This window comes from Spartinivicinus marinus, from assembly GCF_026309355.1.
Taxonomy (GTDB): Bacteria; Pseudomonadota; Gammaproteobacteria; order Pseudomonadales; family Zooshikellaceae; genus Spartinivicinus; species Spartinivicinus marinus.
The window spans coordinates 268,487-284,954 of the sequence record NZ_JAPJZK010000001.1 but is presented as its reverse complement, the minus strand read 5'-3'; the positions used below and the strand labels follow the sequence as shown (position 1 = coordinate 284,954).

The following is a 16,468-nucleotide window of genomic DNA, read 5'->3' as shown; positions in this document are numbered from 1 at the left end:
GCAGTCAAAAAATGATTGTTCAACAACTTTGGCTTAGTTGACCTCAAGCAACACTTTATTTTGTGTAATATGTATAACGGAGTAGCATTATCTCTCTGTTCTGGTACTTACCTTATGCACTTAAAACCTTCTCTGTTAGCTATCATCTTGACCTGTTTATTTCTTCAACCATTTGAGTCTGTTGTGAATGCAGCTGAACTAACGATAGATGAGATCATTAATATTGCTGGTCGGCAGCGAATGTTAACTCAAAGAATAGCAAAGTCTTACTTACTCATTGGGCAAGGCGTGGCTACGGACAAGTTTAACCAACAGTTACAGGCAGGGCAGCAGTTATTTGAGAAACAGCTGGTTCAACTGGCGAGCTTTCTTAAAAATCAACAGCAGGATGTATTATTAGTGCCAATGCAGGGCCAATGGTCTACATTTAGTCAGCTTGTGACACAAAAGCCTCAATTTAATCAAGCAGACAATGTGATAAAGGAAGGTGATCGCTTATTGGCAGCTTGTGAGCAGTTAGTAATAGTACTTGAACAACAGGTTAAAGGCAAAAAAGGCAGGTTAATTAATCTTGCAGGTCGCCAGCGCATGTTGTCACAAAGGATTGCTATGTTATACGCAGGTTTAAGTTGGCGAGTAACTGGAGGTGATCTTCAACAACATTTGCAAGCAGCTGTTGATGAATATGACCGAGCATTAGTAATGTTGAGGAGTTCAAGTGTTAATAATGAAGCCCTTAACTCTGCATTAGATAAAGTTATTTCACAATGGCGGTTTTCGCGATCTGGCTTTAATTTTATGAAAAATAATCAATATGTACCCTTTGTCATAGCTGCTACAACTGAGTTTATGTTGAAAAAAATGGAGGGTATTACCAGCCAGTATGAAGCTATTCATTAGAAGCTTATATACCGGTTATGAATGATTTTTAGTTGCTAAGTTAGTGACTCGTTCCTTCTGCATAATGGGTTTTATTATAGACATTATATTTACCTGAAGGCTTTTTCATGGGTAAGCGTTTAATTTCCTGGAGTGTCTTAGCATCATAAACAATAAGTGCGCCATCCATATCCCATACACTCAGTAGCGCATAGCGACCATCTTTACTGAATTCAACATGCGCTGCATTTTTCCCTGGCATAGGAGCTAGCGTTTTGATTATTTCTAATTGCTGTTTATCAATAATATGTACTTTTTCTTTGTTCGGTCCAAAAAACACATCAGCCCAAGCATAAGGAGAATTCTTATGACTGCGAATAAAAAAGCCAGGGCCTTCGGTTGGGATTTCTTTAATGACTTTCCAGTTGTTTATATCAATAATAGATATGATACCTTTTTTAATATTTGGCGTAGCCATTACCGATTGCTTGTTAATAGTCCAATAAATACCTGAGCCTAAGTGGGGAAGTCCGGTTAAAGGGATAGAGGCAATTTTTTTACCTTGATCAAGTTGAATGACATTGCCATTATGGGTTTCCCGGCTGGTACCAACTAAATGTTGATAGTTTGCATCAAAGAAAAAATCATCGAGATAATCCGTCACAGGAATTCGCTTGATGGTAAAAGGGGATGCTGGTAACAATAAAGACTGCTCTGGAAGTACAGATAACTGCCTCAGTTGGTTGGCGCCCTGTTGATTATATGGAATTTCCCAAACTTCTTTGACATCCTTGAGTGCAACAATAAAGCTATTACGAGGAGGGGCAGTATAAACTGCACTGACTCTTGAAGGCTTTCCATGGCCATCACTTACCGGAATAATATCTTTCACAGACAAATCCTGGCTGTTGAGTAGTACCAGTGTATTTGGTAAATAATTGGCTGCCATAAGATAATAACCATCTGCACTGGCTGCTAGGTTACGAGTATTTAACCCAACTCGAACCTCTGCAGTCGTTTGTAAACTATAGAGATCAAACTTACTTACCCAGCCATCCCGTGAGGCAAAATAAACAAAGCGCCCATCTGGGGAAAACTTAGGGCCGCCATGTAAGGCATAATGACTTTTGAATCGATGTATCGGTGTAAACGTATCGCCGTTTAAAATGGTGACATGGTGATCACCACTTTCCACAACGACAAACAGATTCATTATGTCTGCCTGATATGTGGGTTTTTTGGGTAATTGGCTAGTTGGGACAAGCATACGATGAGAGTTTTTAATTGCTGTTAGGTTCCATTGGGGCGCTTTAGTTGGAGGCTGATAAATAAATTTAACTAAAGCAGTTACCTGTTGCTGATTCAAAACCGAGGAAAAGCCAGGCATTTGAGTGGCGGGCCTGCCATCATTAATAACCTTTTCTGCTACTACAGGTTTTAGACGAGATAGATTGCCTGGTAATAGGGCAGGCCCATGACCCCCTAAGCGATTTTTACCATGACAAGTTTGGCAGTGTTGCTGATAAAGTACGTTTTCATCTATAACTGGTTTTGTTTGAGCATACCCTAAGTTATTTAGTTGTGATAATGAAACCAAAAAATAAGTGGCAAAAACAACTATTTTGTTCACTGATATCTACTCCTTTATTCATTTATACTTGTACCACCGCAATTTCGTTATCATGTAAATAGCAACCTGGATCTTCGCCCCAAACATCACCGGTAAGTGCATAAGAACGGGTGCGGGTGTTACCGCCACAAATTGAAAACTGCTGACAATGGGAGCATCTTCCTGTTATTCTTCTTGGGTGTTCGCGCAAACCAGCTAATAATGTATCATTATTATCAAACCAAATTTTATTAAAAGATTTATCTTTAATATTTCCTAAACTGTAGCTCCACCAGTAGCTGTCAGGGTGGACATTGCCCATATTATCAATATTGGCAATATGGATGCCTGTAGCATTTCCACCCCATTGTTTCAGATGCTGTTCTAAAAGTTTAATTTTCTGCTTTCGTTCAGTATTGTTTAATGATTGAGTGGCTATGTGCTGTTTGGCCCATTGTAGCAAAAAAGGACCATCTGCATCATTATTACCAGTTACAAAATCGGTATTACGTTGTTCAATAAGATGTTGATAGCTTCGTTTAAATAATAATTCAATAGCATTACGGGTAATTCGCTTTGATGCATCTAATTTAGCACTGCGTTTGCCACGGCCAGAGTAGTTTAGGTGTGATAAGTAGAATTTATCTACATGAAGATCTTCCATTAAATCAAGCAACTGAGGTAGCTCACAGGCATTTTGTTCCGTTAACGTAAAGCGAATACCGACTTTAATATTAGCTTGTTTACAGTAATTAATTGCTGCAAGCGAAGCTTGGTAACTGCCTGTTTGCTGGCGAAATTGATCATGGGTTGTTTCCAGGCCATCTACACTAATACCAACATAATTAAATTGAGCGTTGGTCACCTGTTGAATATTGTTTTTGTTGATTAATGTCCCATTAGTAGATAAAGCAACAAAAAAGCCCAAGGCACGTGCGTAAGCTGTTAGTTCGTATATATCAGGCCTTAATAGTGGCTCGCCGCCAGATAATATTAATACAGAAACATTAGCTGCACGTAAATCGTCCATCACTTGCTTTGCTTCTGTAGTGGTTAGTTCGTTGTGAAAATGGGTGTTGGCAGAGGTGGAGTAACAGTGGCGACAAGTTAAATTACAGCGTCGTGTGAGATTCCAGATAATGACAGGTGCTTTAGGGGGGGATGGAAAAGGAGGAGGGGACTCCTGCGTTAAGCAACGCATAAATTGACTGATCCGGAACATAGTAGTTGCACTTTTAATTTATAGTTGTAAAGAGTCATTTAAGGTAGTAGTCGTAGTCCAGTTTTTTTCAGAATTTTACTGCTTACTAATACATCATCTGATTGATAGGCTTTTCCCAGTACATCACGAATTTGGCTACGATAATTTTCCATAGTAGCTTGTTTGCGAGCATGGATCATCGCAAATAAATTAAATGGCCACTCTGGTAAATGTCGTGGTCGAAGATAGCAGTGGCTGACAAAAGGCAATTGGGCAATTCGCTTACCTAAGAGGTTAGCTTGAGAGTCTGTTACATCCCATACTGTCATACCATTATAGCGATAACCTAGTCGATAGTGATTAGGGACAGCAGCAATACGGCGAATAACGCCTCGTTGCTGTAACTGTTGTATAATGACTAGTGTCTCAGCTAGTGATACTTGCAATTGTTCTGCTAGCCATTCAAAAGGCTTAGGTATGACAGGTAGCCCTGATTGTGTCAGAACCACTAGTTTCCGTTCAATAGGCGTCAGTGAATTGCTCAGTGGTTGGCTGGAGTGGAGGTTAAACTGGGAGGTATAAGCCGACATAAAACTCCTCCTGTTTTGGCATATTATAAACGCGTAAGCCAGTAAGAGACTCTATTTGGGTAATAATATCGACTATTTCATCCGTTTTTTCTGTGGCTATGACAAACCACATATTAAATTGATGTTGACGTTGATAATTATGAGCAACTTGAGGGAACTGATTAACAATAGCAGTGACTTTATCAAAGTCTTCGCTGGGCACTTGCATAGCTACTAAGGTAAAGGCACCACCAAATTCATTAATATCAAATAATGGACCAAAGCGTGTTAGCAAGCCAGAATCAAGCATTTTTTGCAATTTATCAATAACCTGTTGCTCAGTGCAAGAAAGTTCATTAGCAATGACTTGAAATGGATACTCGCAAATGGGTATGCCTGTTTGTAAGCGGTTAAGCAGTTGTCGATCTAATTTATCCATCATTTATACCCTTCGCGAATTATCTTTAGGGTTTGTTGTCGTCGCTCAAAAACATAAACTCATGGGGATTCATCGCTCGACGGCCGCCCCTAAAAACCATTCGCATTGGCTATATTATGATTTGCGAGGGCTATAACGCCCCCCCCTTTGTTTATACACTTTATTACTAAACAGTATTTCATAAGGCACTTTTTGTAGTTGATGCCGCGCAATAATTTGTTTTATTTCATTTAAAACCTGTTGTTTTTCCTTACCATGAATCATACAAAATAAATTATAGGGCCATTCAGGTTGTTGTCGTTTACGTTGGTAACATAAGGTAATTGCTGGTTCGTTGGCTAATTTTTCACCAGCTCGCTCTACATCTTCATCATTAATATCCCAAACCACCATAGCATTGGCATGATAACCTAACCCATGATGACGAATAACTAAGCCAAATCGGCGGATAAGCCCTTGCTGCTGCCATTGTTGTACAGTTTCTAATAATGCTTGTTCAGATGTTTGTAGTTGTTCTGCCAATGCTTTAAATGGCCTATGCTCAAATGGTAAGCCCTGTTCTAAAAATGCTTTTAGTCTTTCTTGTTGGCTTAATGTTAATTGATAGTTAATTGCTGATATCATGAGTAGAGGTGCCCTTAACTATCCCAGTTAATCGGGAAAGCTAAATCTATATAAAAAGCTTTTTCCATGGGTAAAACTAAAGGAGTAAGGTTTATATCTTGGGTAATCTGATTAATTACTTGAATTAAGTGGTCTTGGTCATAGGCAGTCACTACAAACCAAAGGTTATAATAGTGGTCTCTCGCATAGTTATGATTCACTTCTGGATATTGATTAATTTTTTCAGCTACAGTATCTAATTCATCTGTTGGCACCGCTAAAGTAACCAACGTACTTGCGCCAGCAGCACTGTGGTTAAAAACAGGGCCAAACCGAGAGAGAATATTGTTATCTGTTAGTTGTTGGAGGGAGTTAATAATATCAGATTCTGATACACCAAGTTCTCTTGCGATTGCTTGATAAGGTGTCAAGCTAATGACACTTAGTTTTTGGAATTGACTAATTAGTTGTTTTTCTAATGCTTGCATTATTGACCCCCGCTCATAAACCAATTTGATGTGCTCGACTGGTAAAGAAAATACCACTTGGACTATCTACAGAAAATGCGGCTAATTTTTTGAACGTAGTAGGGTCATAAACTTGTACTTCATTACTATCCCTTACCGAAAGCCATAATTGTTCTCCTTTGGGTGTAAAGGACATATGAAGTGCAGCCTGTCCTGGCATAAACTGGTGTACAACTTGATAGGTTTCTGTGTTGATAACTTGTATGGTATTGTTATTAGGGTAAGCAAAATTAACCCATACTTGACGTCCATCGGGTCTAGCGACAGCAAAAACAGGTTGACCATGAACTGGAATGGTAGCAATTTGTTGCCATCTTTCTGTATCAATCACCAAAATGTTGTGTTGCCCGACTGCTGGTACAAAAGCATAATGCCCAGCCATAGCCCAGCCTTCTAAGTGAGGCATTTTATAAACAGGCAGTGTGCGCTTATTTTTATTATAATTTGGCAAAATCTGTTTAACGCCTTTTTCTAAGTGCCATAAGTCCAGCAAAGCGAAGCCGCTCTCACCAAATAATCCCGCAATATAGTAGCGGCCATTAGGTGTAATTAATGCATCATATGGTTGCTTGCCAATTTTAGGGTATTTCTTGACTTTCCACTCTTCGTTATTGTCGTGGTTAATATAGTCAGCAACCCAAATTTCATTGGTATCAAATAGGCTGAAAACAAAACGGTTACCTGGTGCATCTACTAATCCTACCACTTTACTATAAATGACTTTCTTTTCTGTGTTTGTGCTCAATGGCGTGGCTGTAATATCGGCGACAAGTTCTAACGTGTCTGCTGAAAATATTTTGATGCCACCTGGTGTATAGTTAGACACAGCGATCCATTTACCATTTTGACTAATGGCTCCACCAATACTGTTTCCTGACTGAATAATTCGGTGATCAATTCTATCTTGGAGTAGATCAATTTTAGTGAGCCCTCCATCTCTAGCAAAAATATAGGCATAACGTTGATCACGAGAAAATACGACAGAAGCGTGTGATAAATCACCAAGTTTGTCGACTTTTGCTAAGGGTTCTTGTTGTGTTGTATTGACAATTTGGATAGAGCCAGTCGCTCGTCCAATGATTACCCCTAAGTCACCCGTTGGCCTTAGCTGATGATTTTGTAACTGACAAGCACTTAGCGAAATAATGAAAAAGGTAAGTAATAGGGGAGAGTAAATAGTGTTCTGAACGTATTTTGTAACACTTTTAGGAATTAAGCCTAACTGTTTTACTGTTGTAGAAAGACTCATTCGATGACTCCGGTTTTTAACTGTTGTGCTAACCATGTGGCATCCTGGGTTGAGAGTAAGCCCTGCCAGGGGGGCATAGCAGTACCTGGGCGACCATATAGAATGGTATTAATAATTAATTCAATAGGCTTATCCTCAAGGTTTTTCATTAATAGTGGTGGTCCCAAACCACCTTTTAACAGCATGCCATGACAAGACCCACAGTCCTGTTTTAATAGATGAAGCAGCGCTTGTTGCTTTTTTATACTTGGAGTACGATGACTTGTTTCAGCATAAGCGAAAAGGGAACTATTAATCATTAAAATCAATGAAAAAAATAAAGTAAATGATGAAGAAAATCGTCGTACCATCGGCTTTTACCTGGTTGTTATAGGACTTCCCCCCTCATCCTAACCTTCTCCCCACAGGAGGGTGTCGTAAAAGGGTGTTGAAAATAAGTCTAGTGTCCGATATGGAATAACAGGGTATTCTTCCACTGCTCTACAAGGCCATCCATGGCCTTTAGCGCTTTAGCTGTTCCTGACAGCAGTTCCAGAACACCCTACTCCATATTTCCCAGCTTTTTGAGAAACTTTCCCTGAGGGAAGAGTTTAAATACTTATCAGATTGGTTGTAAAAATATCTCCTAATAAATATCAAATCGAGTATTATGAACGTTGAACTTTCCTGTAGGTGTTACTAGGCGTTTATCATCAATCACTTTTTTCAGCTTTAACGTTTTATCATCTACTACAACAAGTGCTGAACGTTGCTCTTTACCATTCCATACAGAAAACCAGACTTCATCACCTGCTTTATTATATTCAGGCTGAGTCACTCGTTTTGGTCCTTCACCTAAATTGGCCCATTCAGCAATAGGTAATACTTTATAGCCTGCATCTAGGTTTTTGAGGGTAAAGACTGCAACGGATTGACTGATTTTCTCATCAGGGTTAAGTGGTGTGTCAACATAAAGGTGTTTAGATTTAGGATGAGTTTTTATAAAGAGGGAACCACCGCCTTGGCCTTGTAATGTATCCACTTTTTTCCAGGCATATTGAGGATGCTTGCTAGGGTCAGTACCAATAAGGGCGATTGAATCATCTCCAAGATGGCTTGTCGCCCAAACTGGGCCATATTTAGGATGAGTAAAGTTAGCCCCCCGTCCTGGATGAGGTATTTTACCCACATCAACAATAGCTTCTAACTTGCCTTTACGTGAATCGATAACAACGATTTGGTTTGATTTGTTAGCCGCAGCCAGGAAGTAGCGATGAGATTTGTCCCAACCACCATCATGGAGAAAGCGGGCTGTATCTATAGAGGTAGATTTAAGATTATTAATATCCTCGTAGTTAACCAATAGCACTTTACCAGTTTCTTTAACGTTGACAATAAACTCCGGTTTTTCATGAGAAGCAATAATCGCTGCAACACGTGGTTCTGGGTGATATTCTTGCGTGTCAACGGTCATACCACGGGTGGAGACTATTTTTAATGGCTCTAATGACTCTCCATTCATGATGACATATTGTGGTGGCCAGTATGATCCTGCAATGGCATATTTGTCTTCAAAGCCCTTGAACTTAGATGTTTCTACTGAGCGAGCTTCCAAGCCTACTTTAATTTCCGCAACACTGGCAGGTTCTTTCATCCATAAATCAATCATATTGATTTTAGCATCACGGCCAATCACAAATAAATAGCGTCCTGATGAAGATAAACGGGAAATATGCACGGCATAGCCAGTATTGATAACTTTAACAATATTTTTCGTATCACCATCAACTAAGGCTATTTGTCCCGCATCTCGTAAAGTAACTGAAAATAAATTGGATAAGTTGAGTTTATTTAATTGCTTTTTAGGTCGATCTTCAGGTTTGATAGCGACTTTCCACGTTGCTTTCATCTCCTTCATACCAAACTCTGGTGGGGTGGGTGGGTCGTGCTGAATATAGTTGGCCATGAGCGTAACTTCTTCTGGGCTAAGCTCATCTTTCCAGCTAGGCATGCCACCTGGAGAACCAAACTTAATAAAGGTTTCTAAATATACTTGGCCTTTTGCTTGTGTTTCCTTCGGTACTAAGGCTTTTCCTGTTGCGCCTTTTCTAAGTACACCATGACAACCAGCACAACGTTCAAAATAAATTTGTTTGGCTTTACTAAAATCTGCATCTGATAAGTTGGGTGCACCAGGGGTTCGTACAATTTGAGCACTTGCAGGTGGTACCGTTGAAGAAGTGCCCTCATATTGTTTGGGAGCACTGGATTCTTTTGCAAGAAGAGGCGTTGAAATCGGCAATGAACTTGCCAAAAAAACAGATAATACAAATGAGGGATAACGCATAATTGCAGCTCTCCTTTAGAGTGCTTATACCTATTGTTATGAGTTATTTATAGGTGGTTATACCCTTCGTATTGGATATACTAACCGCTACGCACTTATAAAATTAACTTTACATATAAGATTAATTTACTTGTGATGGATGAAAAACACCCTTAAACTCATTTATAAAAGGCATAGTAATGCTATAACTACTGTAGTTTTAAAAATATACATTTTAAATGTAACTATTTTTTTAAAAGATTATTCATTTTAAAAAGCTTTATTTTAAAGAATTTTATTTTAAAGAACTATAGTATGCAGCAAGGTTGTTTATATCATCATCGTTAAGTGATTTGATAATACCAGCCATCATGGGGTCATTACGTTTGTTATCACGAAAGGCCTTCAGTTGTTTAATTAGATAGCCTGACTTTTGTCCTGCTAAGTTTGGCCATAAGTCATTAGGGCTGATTCCATTAACACCATGACATCCATTACAAAGCGCTGCTTTTGCTTTGCCTGCTTCGATGTCTCCTGCGGCTTGCGTAGTGGTTAATGTGGCTGATAGTAAAGAAAAGCCGATTAAAAATAGAGGTAGGATTTTCATTTTACATCCTCAATCAGGATACAGCATAATTTATTATTGACGGTTATTGATTGCTACACTGAGGCAGACACTACGCTTCAGGTGTTAATAAAATAACAGTATTCTTCTTATAATTTGATAATAGCGCGATAAAAAAAATAAAAATTGATCAATATCAACATAGTTTAAGGTCAGGCTTGTTGCTGTTAGGAATGATGATAGGCTGATCATATCCTACGTTTTGGGTATATCATTGCTTTGTTAGCATGAGAGAATGCAAAAAAATGACATCAGCCAACAACCTTCAAAAGTCCATGTTACCTTATTATCAGCCTCAAGCGAATGAGGTTGAGTTATTTGAATATGCTTTTCAACATCAATTGCCTGTATTGATTAAGGGGCCAACAGGGTGCGGTAAAACGCGTTTTGTTACTCATATGGCAGAACGTTTGAAACGTTCACTCTTTACAGTGGCATGTCATGATGACTTGACTGCTGCTGATTTAGTTGGTCGGCACTTAATTGGACCTGAAGGTACATGGTGGCAAGATGGTCCGCTAACCTGTGCGGTAAGGCAAGGAGGAATTTGTTATCTGGACGAGGTAGTGGAAGCGCGAAAGGATACTACCGTTGTACTACACCCGCTGGCAGATGATAGACGAGTTTTACCATTAGAACGGTTAGGTGAACAGTTGGTGGCTGCACCTGAGTTTATGTTGATTGTTTCCTATAATCCAGGTTATCAAAACTTATTAAAAGGGATGAAGCCTAGTACCAAGCAGCGCTTTGTTTCAATCCGTCTTGATTACCCTAATGCAGAGACTGAGAGACAAATTGTTGCTAATGAAGCTAACACTTCTGAAGGACTTGCAGGTCGTCTAGTAGAGCTGGCCACCGCTTTAAGACGGTTGGAGCAGTATGATTTAGATGAGGTGGTTTCAACTCGATTATTGATCTATGCGGCTAAGATGATTGATAGTGGTATGTCTGCCCATTATGCTTGTCGAGCCTGCTTAGCAGAGCCTTTAACTGATGATATTGCAATAGTAGAAGCATTAATGGACGTCGTTAGTATTTACTTTGAATAAATGGCAATGCTTTTCTCGAATGATTATTAGGCTGAAAATACTCTCATAAATTTCCACATAAAAAAAGGGGTTAAATAATAACTTTGATAATCGTTGATTTTTATCAATAGATGCTCGTTTACATCTTATTACACTGAACATGCCTGATAAAACGTTTGGTATCCACACAAGCTGTGTTGTTATTTGTTAAAAAACAGTTGAAGTGAATATCTTGATAAAGCAAAAGGGGATAAACCATGTCAGATCGATTTACCAAAGGCATGGCCAGGAATATATATTACGGAGGCAGTGCTTTTTTTGTATTACTATTCTTGGCACTAACATTTCATACAACACGAGAGTTACCACAACGAGATCATCGTGAAAATTTAACTGAAGCAGTAGCAAACGGTAAGCTGATATGGGAGGAAAATAATTGCATCGGCTGTCATACGTTATTAGGTGAGGGAGCTTATTATGCGCCTGAGTTGGGAAATGTATTTTATCGTCGAGGTGGAGAGGATAGCTTTAAAGCTTTTTTTCAAGGATGGATGAAAGCACAGCCTCTAAACATACCTGGTCGAAGACAAATGCCACAATTTAATTTAAGTGATCAGGAAATAGATGATTTAGCTGAGTTTCTTGAATGGACCTCAAAAATTGAGGTAAATGACTGGCCACCCAATCAGGAGGGTTAACAGTGCTACATACATTGAAATTTCAATCACAAGCGGTGGCAAAACCTTATTTTATTTTTGCCTTAATTTTATTTGCAGGACAAGTATTATTTGGCAGTATACTTGGTTTGCAGTATGTGATAGGTGATTTTCTATTTCCTGCTATTCCATTTAATGTAGCAAGAATGGTGCATACTAATTTACTCATAGTATGGCTATTATTTGGGTTTATGGGGGCCGCATACTACCTGGTTCCTGAAGAATCCGATGTAGAATTACATAGCCCAAAACTGGCTATGTGGCTTTTTTGGATATTTGCAATTGCGGGAGTGCTAACAATCTTAGGGTACTTAATGGTGCCTTATGCTAGTTTGGCTAAATTAACAGGTAACAGACTATTACCCACGATGGGACGAGAATTTTTAGAACAGCCAACAGTCACCAAAATAGGTATTGTTATTGTTGCATTAGGGTTTCTCTATAATATAGGAATGACAATACTCAAAGGCCGCAAGACAGTTATTAACATGATTCTAATGACCGGATTGATTGGTTTAGCAGTGATGTTTCTATTTTCATTTTACAACCCCGAGAACCTTGCTTTAGATAAATACTTCTGGTGGTGGGTAGTACATCTTTGGGTAGAAGGTGTATGGGAATTGATTATGGGTGCAATATTAGCCTATGTGTTAATTAAAATAACGGGGATTGATCGCGAAGTTGTTGAAAAATGGCTGTATGTCATAGTTGGTATGGCCTTGATAACTGGCATAATAGGTACTGGGCATCATTATTACTGGATTGGTCCACCTCCTTATTGGAAGTGGTTAGGTTCAGTATTTTCTGCTTTAGAGCCATTACCCTTTTTTGCAATGACATTATTTGCTTTTAATATAGTCAATAAACGACGTCGTGAGCATCCAAATAAAGCGGCTACATTATGGGCCTTGGGTACAGCATTGGTTGCCTTTTTAGGTGCAGGGGTATGGGGGTTTTTACATACATTAGCACCTGTTAACTACTATACCCATGGTACTCAAATTACAGCAGCACACGGTCATTTAGCTTTTTATGGTGCGTACGTAATGATTGTATTGACTATCATCTCTTATAGTATGCCTAAATTAAGGGGGATTGGGGAGTCTAACAGTAACCGCGCCCAAATATACGAAATGTGGGGATTTTGGTTAATGACATTGGCGATGATTTTTATCACTTTGTTTTTAACTGGCGCAGGTATTTTACAAGTTTGGTTACAACGATTGCCAGAAGATGGACAAGCTTTAAGCTTTATGCAAACACAAGATCAAATAGCTATTTTTTACTGGTTACGCTCAATTACAGGAGGTGTATTTCTAATTGGAGTGGCTACCTATTTTGTTAGTTTCTTTGTCGGTGAAAAAAGTGAGGTGACTGAGGTAGCAGTGGCGGCTAACAGCTAATATAATATTTTTATTACTTACTTTAAAGGTAGTAATAGAAACGCAACCGATATTTTATCAAAGCGTTGAAAAAATATCGGTTGCATTACTTATTCTACATTTAATAATTGATCTAATATATCCAGTGCATCCTCAACTGATGAATGCTCAATATTATCCTCAAGTAGCTTGTGTGCCTTTAGCTCGTAAATTCTCTTGAAAATTGCCCGTATGAAAAATTGGTCTAGTGATATATCACTGTTGCCTGTTAGTACTTTTGCTTCTTGCACTAAATGTTCGGGTAGTGCTAATGAATATCGCATGGTAATTATCCAGTTAAGTTATAGTAATTATAATACTCGATAACAGTCAGGATGATTTTTGTCCAGTTTTGTTTAATGTTTATTGATCTAAGTTAAAACTAGTGATCCATGTGTAAGCTTGGATAAGTGTCTTCAAAGCTATTCTCTTTTGACAAAGTGCTTTTTTGTATGAATAGATAGCTCACCTCAAGAAAACGTAACATAGCCAGAGGAAACATGGGAAAAAGTTGTTACCTTTTCTTGTGCATGATCCAATAGGCATCTACATTGTATTACCTTGATATTGGTCAAAGGTCGTTGGGTTAATTATTTATATGCTTTAAGCACTCGTTTTTAGCAGGGGATGGATAAAAAAATATGGAGGAGTGGGTAGGCAGCCTTTGGCATCGTTTTATTACTCGCCAAAGTATTGATGAGTTTACATCCGTACAAGTGAGTTTGGTTGAGGTAAAGCGCTCAGTTGGGGTATTGTTTCGTGCGCTAGGGGGAGAACCAGGCAAACGCATTGAGCCAGCCACCCCTAGAGCTTATCAACAGCGGCGTCGACTCATACAACAGATTGCGGGTACTTGTTTACAAACCTGTGTTGCTTGGCAAGATGATGAATCACTGCGTTTACCGCCAACAATTGCCGTCTTTCCAACAGCAGAATTAAATCGTTCTCTTTACCTGTGGCTAACAGCACTGGCTGCCCATCAAAAACAGCCTTTTAGGCATTGGGCATGGGATAATCAACAGCTTGTACAACAATTGTTGGTGAGGTATCCCGGCTTAAACAGCTTGTACCAGCAGTTAATTAAAGCACTATTACCATTACGCCCTCCCATCGATCGTTTATCTGTTATAGAAGCCGCATTGGAGCAAGCAGTACAAACTGCACTACAGCAGCCGGGTAGTGTTGAGACATTTCCACGTTGTAATGTGGCACCGCAACCAATACCTGTATGGTTGTATCCTTCTGCTAACCTGCACGTATCCTGTCAGCCTTCACCACAGGAGCCTTCAATAGAGACCATAGCCAGTTCAGAATCCCCGCCTCAGCAACTAGCGGTTCGCAAACGTGCCGAGCGAATTAATGACGCTAATGAGCGGGATGGATTATTGGTGTTTAGGCTGGAAAACTTGTTTAGCTGGGCTGAATACAGCCATTTGAATCGCTGTTCTGATGAAGGCGATGATGATCAAGCAAAACGCGTAGCTGATGACTTAAACTGTCTTGCAATTGCTCAGCAGCGACCCGCGCGTTCAGCGCAATTACGGGTAGACCTGGATTTACCAGCAGCTAGTCAGGATGACATTCCGATAGGGGATGGTATTTTACTACCAGAGTGGGATTTTCGACGGCAGCAGCTGGTTCCAAACCAGTGTCGTATTCAACCAATGTTGCCTAAATTAGCAACAGCCGCCGAGCTACCTAAAAAACTGGTAAAAACGGCTAATACTTTACGAGCTCACTTTGAACGTTTCCGTACTCTGCGTCACTGGCAACGTCATTTACCACAAGGAGAGGAGCTGGATTTAGCCGCTTGGCTGGATTTTTATATAGAGGCTCAACATGCTCAAAGCCCTGAGCAGGGGTGCTACCAAAGTTATCGTCATCATCAACGGGACTTATGCTGTTTGTTGCTGGCTGACTTATCCATGTCTACCGATGCCTATTTACAGCAGCATGGCCGGGTGATTGATGTGATACAAGACAGTTTGCTGTTATTTGCTGAAGCGTTACAAGCGGTGGGTGATCCATTTGCTATGTATGGATTTTCTTCTGTAAAGCGCCAGCAGGTTCGGCTGTTAATGCTTAAAAATTTTCAAGAGCAATATAACCATCAGGTGAGAGGACGTGTTTTGGCTCTACAGCCAGGTTACTATACCCGGATGGGCGCGGCTATTCGCCAAATGACCAAGGTCTTAGCCGCACAGCCGGAATCGAAGCGACTATTGTTGTTGATTAGTGATGGCAAGCCCAATGATATTGATCATTATGAAGGTCGTTTTGGCATTGAAGATACCCGGGAGGCAATTAGAGAAGCTAAACGGCAACAGATAAAACCTTTTTGTATTACTATCGACCAGCAAGCCGCTGATTATTTGTCTTATATTTTTGGTGTTGATGGGTTTACCGTCATTCGTCAGCCAAGGCAATTACCTCACCAATTACCCCAACTTTATCAGCAGCTAACGGGTTAATTTAATGGCACCGCACGACCGTTGTTTGTACTGTAATTCTCGTGTAAATGAGAGATTAATTAATAAAGAAGCAGACTGCCCCATTTGTGGTATGCCCTTGCCCAATCAGTCAACTTTTTCAAAAAAAATTAGCAGGCAAAGGTGGTTTAAATTAGGCTGCATTTTATTGGGACTTTTTTGTGGACTGATGATTTACTGGTTGCCGCGTTAAACAATTATTAGAGGTGCCCTAAACGGTTTCTGCTTGGGTAATTGGATTAGCTTTGTTAGAATCCCTGCGTTTTGCAATTGACTAATGCGGGGCCATAGTGGTTGTGAGTTTAATCTGGGTCGATTGGCTAATTATTGGCATTATTGTTATCTCCAGTTTGTTAAGTATCCGGCGTGGCTTTTTCCAAGAAGCGGTTTCCATGTTAGCTTGGTTAGCCGCTATTATTGTGGCATGGATGTTTGGTGGCAGTTTATCGCTGTTGTTTGCCGACTATGTTGCGACGCCCTCTGTGCGGGTGGTCCTTGCTTGTATCGTCTTATTTTTAGCAACTTTATTATTAGGTGCCATTGTCAGTAAGCTGTTTGGTGAGCTGGTTAAAGCAACGGGGTTTACGGGTACTGATCGCTTTTTAGGCATAGTGTTAGGCGCTGGCCGGGGGGCTTTGTGTGTCGTATTACTGGTTGGCGTGGCAAGTTTGCTACCAGTACAACAAGACAGCTGGTGGCAGCAATCCCAGTTGATTCCCCACTTTTTAACCATAGCTGACTGGTCTCGGCACCATTTAATGGAGCTAATCGCTCCCTACATAAATACCAATGCACAATAAAATATCTT

Annotated in this window: 17 protein-coding genes; 6 read left to right on the top strand and 11 right to left on the bottom strand. The window is 39.8% G+C overall.

Going from position 1 to position 16,468, the window contains the following annotated elements; genetic code table 11:
* The first annotated feature begins 114 nt into the window (after positions 1-114).
* On the top strand, positions 115-900 hold the full coding sequence (locus tag OQE68_RS01335) for a type IV pili methyl-accepting chemotaxis transducer N-terminal domain-containing protein (RefSeq protein ID WP_180568529.1): 786 nt from the start codon (positions 115-117) through the stop codon (positions 898-900).
* A gap of 40 nt (positions 901-940) precedes the next feature.
* On the opposite strand, the gene OQE68_RS01330 is transcribed toward OQE68_RS01335, so the two are convergent.
* The 10 genes from OQE68_RS01330 to OQE68_RS01285 form a co-directional block, all read right to left on the bottom strand.
* Entirely contained in the window at positions 941-2,509 is a 1,569-nt protein-coding gene (locus tag OQE68_RS01330) for a cytochrome D1 domain-containing protein (RefSeq protein WP_353618538.1), read from the bottom strand.
* A gap of 22 nt (positions 2,510-2,531) precedes the next feature.
* Positions 2,532-3,710 carry a heme d1 biosynthesis radical SAM protein NirJ gene (nirJ, locus tag OQE68_RS01325; protein ID WP_180568530.1) on the bottom strand — a complete coding sequence of 393 codons (1,179 nt, stop codon included), beginning with the start codon at positions 3,708-3,710 and terminating at the stop codon, positions 2,532-2,534.
* Between the two features lie 38 nt (positions 3,711-3,748).
* The gene (gene ahbB, locus OQE68_RS01320; RefSeq protein WP_180568531.1) at positions 3,749-4,279 is read right to left on the bottom strand and encodes a siroheme decarboxylase subunit beta; all 531 of its coding nucleotides are present in this window, start codon (positions 4,277-4,279) and stop codon (positions 3,749-3,751) included.
* A complete protein-coding gene (locus OQE68_RS01315; protein ID WP_219340029.1) occupies positions 4,254-4,700 on the bottom strand; it encodes an Lrp/AsnC family transcriptional regulator in 447 nt (148 codons plus the stop codon). Before OQE68_RS01315 ends, ahbB (OQE68_RS01320) begins: the two co-directional genes overlap by 26 nt.
* A gap of 111 nt (positions 4,701-4,811) precedes the next feature.
* Entirely contained in the window at positions 4,812-5,321 is a 510-nt protein-coding gene (ahbB, locus tag OQE68_RS01310) for a siroheme decarboxylase subunit beta (RefSeq protein WP_180568532.1), read from the bottom strand.
* A gap of 14 nt (positions 5,322-5,335) precedes the next feature.
* Positions 5,336-5,788 carry an Lrp/AsnC family transcriptional regulator gene (locus OQE68_RS01305; protein WP_180568533.1) on the bottom strand — a complete coding sequence of 151 codons (453 nt, stop codon included), beginning with the start codon at positions 5,786-5,788 and terminating at the stop codon, positions 5,336-5,338.
* Positions 5,789-5,801: 13 nt separating this feature from the next.
* On the bottom strand, positions 5,802-7,112 hold the full coding sequence (locus tag OQE68_RS01300; protein WP_289623316.1) for a cytochrome D1 domain-containing protein: 1,311 nt from the start codon (positions 7,110-7,112) through the stop codon (positions 5,802-5,804).
* Entirely contained in the window at positions 7,073-7,426 is a 354-nt protein-coding gene (locus OQE68_RS01295) for a c-type cytochrome (protein ID WP_219340030.1), read from the bottom strand. Before OQE68_RS01295 ends, OQE68_RS01300 begins: the two co-directional genes overlap by 40 nt.
* A gap of 275 nt (positions 7,427-7,701) precedes the next feature.
* A complete protein-coding gene (locus OQE68_RS01290) occupies positions 7,702-9,402 on the bottom strand; it encodes a cytochrome D1 domain-containing protein (RefSeq protein ID WP_180568534.1) in 1,701 nt (566 codons plus the stop codon).
* 274 nt (positions 9,403-9,676) lie between these two features.
* Complete coding sequence (locus OQE68_RS01285) at positions 9,677-9,988, bottom strand: c-type cytochrome (RefSeq protein ID WP_180568535.1); 312 nt, start codon at positions 9,986-9,988, stop codon at positions 9,677-9,679.
* A gap of 263 nt (positions 9,989-10,251) precedes the next feature.
* Between OQE68_RS01285 and OQE68_RS01280 the strand changes: the two genes are divergently transcribed.
* From OQE68_RS01280 to OQE68_RS01270, 3 genes are all read left to right on the top strand, one after another.
* A complete protein-coding gene (locus OQE68_RS01280) occupies positions 10,252-11,055 on the top strand; it encodes a CbbQ/NirQ/NorQ/GpvN family protein (protein WP_180568536.1) in 804 nt (267 codons plus the stop codon).
* Between the two features lie 236 nt (positions 11,056-11,291).
* Entirely contained in the window at positions 11,292-11,732 is a 441-nt protein-coding gene (locus tag OQE68_RS01275) for a c-type cytochrome (RefSeq protein WP_180568537.1), read from the top strand.
* Positions 11,733-11,734: 2 nt separating this feature from the next.
* A complete protein-coding gene (locus tag OQE68_RS01270) occupies positions 11,735-13,153 on the top strand; it encodes a cbb3-type cytochrome c oxidase subunit I (protein WP_180568538.1) in 1,419 nt (472 codons plus the stop codon).
* A gap of 89 nt (positions 13,154-13,242) precedes the next feature.
* Here the strand turns inward: OQE68_RS01270 and OQE68_RS01265 are convergent, their stop codons facing one another.
* Positions 13,243-13,455 (bottom strand): hypothetical protein, encoded by a 213-nt coding sequence (locus OQE68_RS01265; RefSeq protein WP_180568539.1) that lies wholly within the window; start codon positions 13,453-13,455, stop codon positions 13,243-13,245.
* Positions 13,456-13,812: 357 nt separating this feature from the next.
* Between OQE68_RS01265 and OQE68_RS01260 the strand changes: the two genes are divergently transcribed.
* Both OQE68_RS01260 and OQE68_RS01255 read left to right on the top strand, forming a co-directional pair.
* Entirely contained in the window at positions 13,813-15,642 is a 1,830-nt protein-coding gene (locus OQE68_RS01260; RefSeq protein ID WP_180568540.1) for a nitric oxide reductase activation protein NorD, read from the top strand.
* A 314-nt stretch (positions 15,643-15,956) separates the two neighbouring features.
* A complete protein-coding gene (locus tag OQE68_RS01255) occupies positions 15,957-16,460 on the top strand; it encodes a CvpA family protein (RefSeq protein WP_180568541.1) in 504 nt (167 codons plus the stop codon).
* The last annotated feature ends 8 nt before the right edge of the window (positions 16,461-16,468 follow it).